This window comes from Undibacterium sp. RuRC25W (assembly GCF_049339825.1).
Lineage (GTDB): Bacteria > Pseudomonadota > Gammaproteobacteria > Burkholderiales > Burkholderiaceae_D > Undibacterium.
Window position 1 is genome coordinate 92,599 of sequence record NZ_JBMPPD010000010.1, and the last position, 8,549, is coordinate 101,147.

An 8,549-nucleotide genomic window follows, 5' to 3' on the forward strand; every position below is an offset into this window, starting at 1 on the left:
TATACTAAAACAGTATTTTCTGACGGTTTTTTTCTGTTCGTGTAACAATGTATCGACTATGCCAGTCATGCTAAGGAGTAGCCATGTCTTCTTTCGTCAGTAATATGCTACGACCCGCCAGCAAACTGCTCAATCAGTTACAACTGCGGGCTAAATTGTTTGTGGTATTTGCGATTGCGCTGCTTCCAATCTTATGGTTGAGTGGTTATTTATTGCAGCGCGCCAACACTGACTTTGATATTGCTGATGGCGAGTTTGTGGGTGTTACTTTTAGTACACATCAGATGGATCTGATTATTCAGACGCAGAAACATCGCGGACAGACTAATCTCAAGCTGGCAGGTCAACAAAACGATGCTGAGCTCGAAAAAACGCGCGCTGCACTCAAAACGGACATTGATCTCGTTACGCAGGATGTGAAATCCAAACCGGAGTGGCAACTTGCCGCTGCTTGGGAGCCCTTAGTCGTTGAACTCAATCAACTGGCGTCTGGACAAATTTCCACTGTCCCGTCAGAAAACATGCGTCAGCACACGGCACTGATTAAGCGTCTACAACAGTTGGCTTTACTTTCTGCTGAAAAAAGTGGCTTATTACTTGATCCTGAGGCAAATACCTATTTCTTGATCGACACAGCAATTCAGAAATTACCGGTGTGGGTAGAACAAATTGCGCAGTTGCGCGGACTGGGTGCGGGCTATATCAAATCAAATGCCATGGCATTAGGCGATAAGTCGCTGGTCGCTGCACGTCTTGATGCCTTAAAAACAGCGCAGGATGCGGTAGACGATTCTCAGGGGCCTTTACAACGCGCAGGAGAGACGATTCCCGCAGAATTGACACAAGCGACCGACGCAAGCAAAGCGTTTGCGGTAACTGCGCAGAAGAATTTGTTAAGTGAAGCAGTCAATGGCGATGCAGTCGCCTATTTTGAACAGGGTACCAACGGTATTAACAAAGCATTGGCCTTGCAACAGATCATGTTGACGCGTTTAAATTTGTTATTAGAGCAACGTCTCCATCATTTGCGTACCAGTGAACATTTGATCTTCGTTGGGTCGTTGGTTTGCGCGTTGTTAACGACATGCTTCCTGCTAGCGTTTTATCGCGATCTGATGACGACGGTAACAACATTGCGTGAATCAGCACAGGCGGTATCGAGCGGTGACTTAACCCGACAAATTCATGTGGATGGCAGTGACGAGCTGGCATTAACCGGGCAGACACTGGAAACCATGAACTTGAAGCTGTCTTCAATGGTGGCTAACGTCCGCAGCAACTCGCATATGGTGTCGCAGGTTGGTCAAGGATTGGCCGCGAATATTAGTGATTTATCGGCGCGGACAGAACAACAGGCCTCCAGCCTCGAAGAGACCTCGGCTAGTATTGAGGACTTGGCCGATACGGTAAAGAAAAATGCGGATAGTGCGAGCAATGTGGATCGCATGGCATCTACCGTCTGCCTGATTGCCGAATCCAGCGGAGAGACGATGCTGCAAGCGGTGAAGTCCATGCAGAAGATTCAGAGTAGCGCCGTCAAAGTGCAGGATATTGTCAGCATCATTGATAGTATTGCGTTTCAGACGAATATTCTGGCACTGAATGCGGCTGTTGAGGCAGCGCGCGCCGGTGAGCAGGGGCGTGGGTTTGCGGTCGTTGCTGCCGAAGTGCGTAATCTGGCCCAGCGCAGCGCAGCATCAGCCAAAGAAATACGCATCCTCATTGACGAGTCCGTTCATCAGGTCAAGGGGGGCGTGCAGCAGATTAACGATGTTAATAAGACGCTGAGCGATATTGTTGAAGGGATTCGCGATCTTGCCGGGAGTATTAACCAGATCTCATTGGCGTCGGTCGAACAAAGTAATGGCCTCAACCAGATTTCTGAGGCCTTACGTAATTTGGATGAGATTACACAAAGCAATGGACAAATGGCAGAGCAGGCCAAATATGTTGCCATCAGCCTTGAAGAACGCGCAGGGATGCTGGCAACGTCCGTGGCTGCCTTCAAACTCCGTCAAGGGACAGCCGACGAAGCGTATACCTTGGTAAAACGCGCTGTTGCTGTGTATCGTCAAAAAGGGCAGCAGGCATTGACGGCGATTACGGCGGACACGCAACGCTTGTTTGCAGATAAAGACATGTATGTATTTGCCTTTAATCGCGAAGGTCAGTACTTGGCTTTTGGTGGCAATGCTGCAAAGCTCAAGGTAAATTTATTCCAAGTGCCGGGTCTGGATGGTAAAAAACTAGTGGCAGATGCTTTTAATGTGGTAGGCGAGGGTGGTTGGGTTGATTATCAGATTACCAACCCAGTTTCAGGCAATATTGAGCACAAAACCTCTTATATTGAAGTGGTCGCCGAAAATATTGTCATCGGTTGCGGTATCTACAAAACGTAATCAAAACGTAGTTAATATGTTTTGATTACAACTCGCCGCCAAAGAAAAAGGCTACTGGTGAACAGTAGCCTTTTTTTAATACGTCAACGAGGTAAAGTGACGATTAGAAAGCGTAAGTAACACCAACGCTGAAGTTTTTAGTGTCGCTAGCTGGTTTTTGGAATTCCAAACGTGCGCCGACATTTGCCGTGAATTGGTACTGAACACCAACGCCATACAATGCGCCAGATTCATTTGCTGAGCTATTGTAGCCAGCGTAACTAGCACTTGCTTTATTGTTGTTGTAACCCAAACGACCAAACACTTGGAATTCTTTGCTGACTGGAATAATGCCCAGAGCGGAGATAGAAGCCTGAGTGAGATCAACAGAAATTGGGCCGAAATCTGCTTTAGCCAGGTGACGGTAACCAACTTCAGCTGCGAAGTTTTGATTGAATTTGTAGCCAGCAATTACGCCATAGCTTGTTTTATCGCCAGACAAACCATTGATAGTGGTCGAACCAACATCAGCCCCAACGTAGAAAGGAGTTGTAGTTTGTGCTTGAGCGGAGATAGAGAGAGCTGCGATAGCAACTGCAATACTTAATTTTTTCAACATCTGTACCTTGTAATTATCAATTTATTAACAATAAAAATTGGAGGTCGAATGTTACAAGTCAAATATGGTTTTCATCAAATTATTTTTAACAATTTTGTTGTTATTTTGTAACAAATAACGATGTTGAAAAAATTTAGCACCAATGCCATCAGGCGAATTACGTCAGCGCCTTTCGTCTTGCGACGTATCCCGCGATATAATGTCAGGATGAAACTCAAATTCACCAAAATGCATGGCGCCGGCAATGATTTTGTCGTGATAGACGCCATTAACCAAGACATTCAATTCACGCCAGAACAATGGAAGCAGATCGCTGACCGCCGCTTTGGCATTGGTGCTGATCAGATTCTGGTCGTTGAACGTCCGCAGCAGGCAAACGTCGATTTTCGCTACCGTATTTATAACGCCGATGGTGGTGAAGTAGAACAATGTGGTAACGGCTCACGGGCCTTTGTTCGTTTTGTTATCGAGAAAAAACTCACCGACAAGTCGCACATCCGTGTGGAAACCATGAGCGGCATTATTGAGCCCCGGATGGAAGCCGATGGCAGCATTACGGTCGATATGGGCGCCCCCGTGCTTGATCCTGTCAACGTGACATTTGATGCTGCCGGTCTTAATGCAATACCGCAAGCGGCGGATCGCTTGTGGTCTTTAGACATTCAAGGAAAACCTTGTTTGTTTTCGGTCGTATCCATGGGAAACCCGCATGCGGTGCAGGTAGTTGCTGATGTGGCCAAGTACCCGGTTGGTATTGACGGTCCTGAAATCGAACATCATGTGCGCTTTCCGCGCCGCGTCAATGCGGGATTCATGCAGGTCAATGACCGCCATCACATCGATTTACGTGTATTTGAGCGCGGTGCAGGCGAGACGCTGGCTTGCGGCACTGGCGCTTGTGCTGCCGTGGTTGCTGGAATACGTCGTGGCTTGCTTGATAGTCCGGTTCGTGTGACTATGCGCGGTGGTGAGCTGTCAATCGCATGGCAAGGCGAAGGAAAACCTGTCATGCTCAGCGGACCGGCCGTTACGGTCTTCGAAGGCGAAATTAATCTCTGATCAAAGTAATGAATTCAACTGACATCGCAACCTATCTGATCCAGCATCCGCATTTTTTTGAAGAACATGCCGAATTGCTGAGCTCTATCAAGCTTACCAGCCCTGTGATGGGGCGTGCCATCTCCCTGCAGGAGCGGCAAATGGAAGTGGTGCGCGAAAAATACCGCGCTCTGGAATTAAAACTGGCTGATTTGATGCGTATTGCAGATGAGAATCTGGATATCAGCAAAAAGTTTCAGGTCTGGACCCGGACGTTGTTATTGGCACGCAATGACGTCGATTTGCCCTATATTCTGACGCAAGGTTTGCAAGATATTTTTGATCTCCCCCATGCGACTTTGCGTTTGTGGGATGTTGCTCTGGAGTTTTCTCATACCTGGTTTTCTGAGGCAGTGAACGAAGATGCAATGCTGTTCGCCAAAGGCTTGAAAACCCCGTTTTGTGGCGCAAATCAAGATTTTGAGGCGACACGCTGGATTGATTCGACAGAGCCAGTGCAGTCGACGGCGATGCTGCCATTGCGTCTATCCGCGACTTCGCCGACGTTTGGCTTGCTGGTATTGGGTTCGCCAGATCCAGCACGTTATACCAAGGACATGGCGACGGACTTTCTGGTTAAAATTGCAGATACCACCAGCGCTGCGTTGGCGTGTCTGATTGACCAATAACGACAACGCAATTCTGACCATGGAACAACGTGACCTCCATCCTGGTACAACGCAGGATGGAAGTTCCCATCTCGACAGTATCAACGCCTATGTCGACTACCTGCGCACGCAACGCCAATTGTCGACACATACGGTGCATAGCTACCAACTTGATTTGCAAGAATTACAGCAGCTGGCTGGTTCGCAAACCTTATCTAGTCTTGATTTTCAACATATTCGACGCTTTACGTCACAGCTTCATGCCAGAGAGCTCAATGCACGCAGCATCGCCCGCAAGTTGTCGAGTTGGCGCGGCTATTTTAACTGGCTCATTGAGCTGCACGGACTGGGAAACAACCCAGTCGATGGCATCCGCGCCCCAAAGAAGAGTAAGCCTTTACCTAAAGCACTGGGTGCAGACGACGCGGTAAGGTTGGTCTCGCAGCATGGCAGTGATCAGCCGACGGCCCTCGCGAACCGTGCCATGTTTGAACTGTTGTACTCGAGTGGTTTGCGGGTATCGGAACTCACCGGTTTAGATATCAATTATATTGAGGATGGTAGCTATCGTTCGGAAGGGTGGGTTGATCTGGAGCAGGCAGAGGTGCATGTTACCGGCAAAGGGAATAAGCCGCGCATTGTTCCGGTCGGTGCGCCCGCGATTGCGGCACTGCGCGACTGGATCGCGGTTCGCAGTCATTTGCTCAAAACTGATCCGACACCGCTTTTTCTGACATCAAAAGGGACCCGTATCTCACCGCGACTGGTGCAGTTACGGATCAAAGCCCATGCACAACGTTTGGGCATTCCTGCCAATGTACATCCGCACATGCTGCGTCACTCGTTTGCGTCGCATGTGTTGCAATCGTCGGGAGACTTGCGTGCGGTGCAGGAAATGCTAGGGCATAGCTCGATTGCTGCAACCCAAGTCTATACCTCGTTGGATTTTCAGCATCTGGCAAAAGTCTACGATGCTACCCATCCTCGCGCTAAAAAATAACATACTCCCCCACCTTGTCCTAAAAATAGAGCGTTTCCGATAGATTTTTCGAGGGGTTTTAAAAATACTCCCACCAGTATATTTTTTAAGTGGCTGAAAATGTGCCATTTCTTAACTTATGCAACTCAATTGCAAAATAGGGCATAATGTTCGCTTCTTCGCCTGCGATTGCATCATGAAATCAACTCAACTTCGTCACGCTGCCGCTGAACCTGATCCAGCGACAGCCTTGTTACTGGCCAATGGTGTCCGCGCGACGGGAGCCAGAAGTCAGGTACTGGCAGTATTGCTCGACAGTAAGCGTGCTTTATCTCATTTGGAGGTACAAAGCGCTTTACCAGCAATGGACCGTGTAACGCTGTACCGCGCACTGGATTGCCTGACCGATGCAGGAATTGCCCATAAAATATCCGGCGACGACCGGGTATTTCGTTACAGTACTGGTAACGAGTCGGCAAGTGCTGGTGCCGCGGCCGGATCGCAACACACGCATGGACATTTCAAGTGTACCCGTTGCACACGCGTGTTTTGCCTCGATGATGAACAACAACCTGATTTGATGTATGAGCAGTGGCAATCGCGTCTACAAAACGCACTTGGCCCCGGATTTCAAAGCCAGGAAATAGAATTGACGATCAAAGGCTGGTGTGCAGATTGCGCCAATTAGATGGTTATCAGCTCGGTGACGCTTCCACTCAATCCCCCGATTTAACGTAAAGACGACGTACTTATGGCTCTTATCCCCACCACCATCCTTACCGGCTTTTTAGGCGCTGGCAAAACCACCTTGCTCAATCGTATTCTGCAAGAAAATCACGGCTTCAAAATCGCAGTGATTGAAAATGAGTTCGGTCAGGAGAATATTGATAATGAAATTCTGGTGCAGGACAGTAACGAACAAATCATTGAAATGAACAACGGTTGCATTTGCTGTACCGTGCGTTGTGATCTGATCATTGCACTCAGTAAGCTGATACAACAAAAAAATGAGGGTAAGATCGATTTTGATCACGTCATTATCGAAACAACAGGATTAGCGAACCCCGGACCTGTAGCGCAAACTTTCTTTGTTGACGAAGAAGTTGGCACCTACTACATGCTCGACGCTGTCGTGACCGTGGTTGATGCACGGCATGGCATGCAACAGCTTGATGCGCATGAAGAAGCGCAGCGCCAGGTTGGCTTTGCCGATAAAATTTTAATGTCGAAAACGGACCTTGTTGACGCCAGTGAGGTCGCCACGCTGCGTAGCCGCTTGTCCCGCATGAACCCACGCGCCCCTGTCTCGACGGTAGACTTTGGCAAGATCGCTATCGCGGAGGTGCTGGACCTGAAAGGCTTCAACCTCAATGCCAAACTTGATCTCGACCCCGATTTTTTGCTTGCCGAAGAGGCCGAGCATGAACATGCACATGAGCACAAAGATGAGCACTGCGGAGAAGAATGCCAGCATGATCATCATGATCATCATGAACACCATGACAAACAACACCATAATCATCATCACTCGCACCACACTGACGATATTGCAGCGTTTGTATTCAAAAGCGCCCGACCTTTCAATACAGGACAACTCGATGAGTTTCTCGGTGGATTGGTCCAGGTTTTCGGACCGCGTATGCTACGTTATAAGGGGGTGTTGTATATGCAGAACGCCGATCGAAAAGTCATTTTCCAAGGAGTTCACCAAATTATGGGTACAGATGTCGGCGCAAAGTGGGCAGATGATGAAATAAAAGAAAGTAAAATTGTATTTATTGGTAAAAATCTACCGAAAGACATATTTATTCAAGGTTTAGAGCACTGTTTGGTATAAACTATCGGGCTACTGATAATGGGCTCACAATAGGGCTCACGCAAAATCGCCCCAGCGTCATGATGGTAGCGCGTTGCACCTTGTGTGCCGCAACGTTTGCTCCATCGGCAGGGACAATTTTGTGTGAGTCCTACGAATATTGCCTGTTGTATAATAGGCAAGCATGACGTATGCAATTCACCCTATCAGTAAGGGGAGGATAATTTTCTAAAATCACGCATATTTTAGATTTTTTCTACGTATTAACCCGTTGTATCGAAAGTAAGCGAAGTGGCAACTAAATCACCTAAATCGACTGCTACAGTCAGCGCCCCCGAAGCTCTGCTCACCGAGGAACAAATCCTCGCGATGGGCGAGCAGGATTATATGAACGCTGCACAACTGGCATTTTTCAAGGCCCGTTTGCAGCAGCTTGAAAAGGATTTATTGAAGAATGCCGATGAGACGACCGAGCATCTTCGAGAAACAGTGCTGGTGCCAGATCCAGCAGACCGTGCCACGATAGAAGAAGAGCACGCGTTAGAGTTGCGCACTCGTGATCGTGAACGCAAACTCCTGAAAAAAGTGCAGCAAGCGATCGCCAGCATCGATGAAGGTGATTACGGCTGGTGCGAAGAAACGGGTGAGCCTATCGGTGTACCACGTTTGCTGGCACGTCCAACGGCGACGTTATCACTTGAAGCGCAGCAACGACGTGAAATGAAGCAAAAACTGTACGGCGATTGATTATTCAGATTTGTCTGATATAAAAGCGTGCTGCTGACAGCACGCTTTTTTGTTGCTTAAACGAGGAATTATCCTCGATCACCATCGCATCGCTCGTCGCCCTTTCACTGTTGAGTGATGAATATATTCTCTTACGCTATTGTGCCGTTGTTGACCGCAACTGCTAGATTTGTTGGACTAGGGCGTGTTGACATATAAAAAGCTGTTAACTTTTCCCGAAGTGTGTTTACATTCTAGATTTTAAAGAATGAAACGATGCTGCGACTGATGTTGAGAGATGATCAATGGGAACGAATTGCGCCTT

General features: G+C 48.1%; 8 protein-coding genes. 7 read left to right on the top strand and 1 reads right to left on the bottom strand.

Features of this window, described 5'->3' with window-relative positions; translation table 11 throughout:
* The first annotated feature begins 83 nt into the window (after nucleotides 1–83).
* On the top strand, nucleotides 84–2,399 hold the full coding sequence (locus ACO0KV_RS06920; RefSeq protein WP_423041249.1) for a methyl-accepting chemotaxis protein: 2,316 nt from the start codon (nucleotides 84–86) through the stop codon (nucleotides 2,397–2,399).
* Between the two features lie 103 nt (nucleotides 2,400–2,502).
* Here ACO0KV_RS06920 and ACO0KV_RS06925 read toward each other — a convergent pair whose 3' ends face one another.
* Complete coding sequence (locus ACO0KV_RS06925) at nucleotides 2,503–2,997, bottom strand: porin family protein (RefSeq protein ID WP_423041251.1); 495 nt, start codon at nucleotides 2,995–2,997, stop codon at nucleotides 2,503–2,505.
* A 207-nt stretch (nucleotides 2,998–3,204) separates the two neighbouring features.
* Here ACO0KV_RS06925 and dapF point away from each other — a divergent pair, with 207 nt between their 5' ends.
* The 6 genes from dapF to dksA all read left to right on the top strand — a co-directional run bounded on the left by dapF (nucleotide 3,205) and on the right by dksA (nucleotide 8,245).
* The gene (gene dapF / locus ACO0KV_RS06930) at nucleotides 3,205–4,056 is read left to right on the top strand and encodes a diaminopimelate epimerase (RefSeq protein WP_423041253.1); all 852 of its coding nucleotides are present in this window, start codon (nucleotides 3,205–3,207) and stop codon (nucleotides 4,054–4,056) included.
* An 8-nt stretch (nucleotides 4,057–4,064) separates the two neighbouring features.
* The gene (locus ACO0KV_RS06935; protein ID WP_423041255.1) at nucleotides 4,065–4,724 is read left to right on the top strand and encodes a DUF484 family protein; all 660 of its coding nucleotides are present in this window, start codon (nucleotides 4,065–4,067) and stop codon (nucleotides 4,722–4,724) included.
* A 19-nt stretch (nucleotides 4,725–4,743) separates the two neighbouring features.
* Nucleotides 4,744–5,703 (top strand): tyrosine recombinase XerC, encoded by a 960-nt coding sequence (gene xerC, locus ACO0KV_RS06940; protein ID WP_423041257.1) that lies wholly within the window; start codon nucleotides 4,744–4,746, stop codon nucleotides 5,701–5,703.
* Between the two features lie 175 nt (nucleotides 5,704–5,878).
* Nucleotides 5,879–6,370, top strand: coding sequence for a Fur family transcriptional regulator (locus ACO0KV_RS06945; protein ID WP_423041259.1), 492 nt, complete (start codon nucleotides 5,879–5,881; stop codon nucleotides 6,368–6,370).
* Between the two features lie 63 nt (nucleotides 6,371–6,433).
* Nucleotides 6,434–7,519, top strand: a complete 1,086-nt coding sequence (locus ACO0KV_RS06950; RefSeq protein WP_423041261.1) for a CobW family GTP-binding protein — start codon at nucleotides 6,434–6,436, stop codon at nucleotides 7,517–7,519.
* A gap of 321 nt (nucleotides 7,520–7,840) precedes the next feature.
* Nucleotides 7,841–8,245 carry an RNA polymerase-binding protein DksA gene (gene dksA, locus ACO0KV_RS06955; RefSeq protein WP_423041266.1) on the top strand — a complete coding sequence of 135 codons (405 nt, stop codon included), beginning with the start codon at nucleotides 7,841–7,843 and terminating at the stop codon, nucleotides 8,243–8,245.
* Nucleotides 8,246–8,549 lie beyond the last annotated feature (304 nt).

Coding starts and splice junctions, on each gene's coding strand:
- ACO0KV_RS06920 (WP_423041249.1), top strand. CDS start 84: ATGTCTTCTTTCGTCAGTAATATGCTACGACCCGCCAGCAAACTGCTC.
- ACO0KV_RS06925 (WP_423041251.1), bottom strand. CDS start 2,997: ATGTTGAAAAAATTAAGTATTGCAGTTGCTATCGCAGCTCTCTCTATC.
- ACO0KV_RS06945 (WP_423041259.1), top strand. CDS start 5,879: ATGAAATCAACTCAACTTCGTCACGCTGCCGCTGAACCTGATCCAGCG.
- dapF (WP_423041253.1), top strand. CDS start 3,205: ATGAAACTCAAATTCACCAAAATGCATGGCGCCGGCAATGATTTTGTC.
- xerC (WP_423041257.1), top strand. CDS start 4,744: ATGGAACAACGTGACCTCCATCCTGGTACAACGCAGGATGGAAGTTCC.
- ACO0KV_RS06950 (WP_423041261.1), top strand. CDS start 6,434: ATGGCTCTTATCCCCACCACCATCCTTACCGGCTTTTTAGGCGCTGGC.
- ACO0KV_RS06935 (WP_423041255.1), top strand. CDS start 4,065: ATGAATTCAACTGACATCGCAACCTATCTGATCCAGCATCCGCATTTT.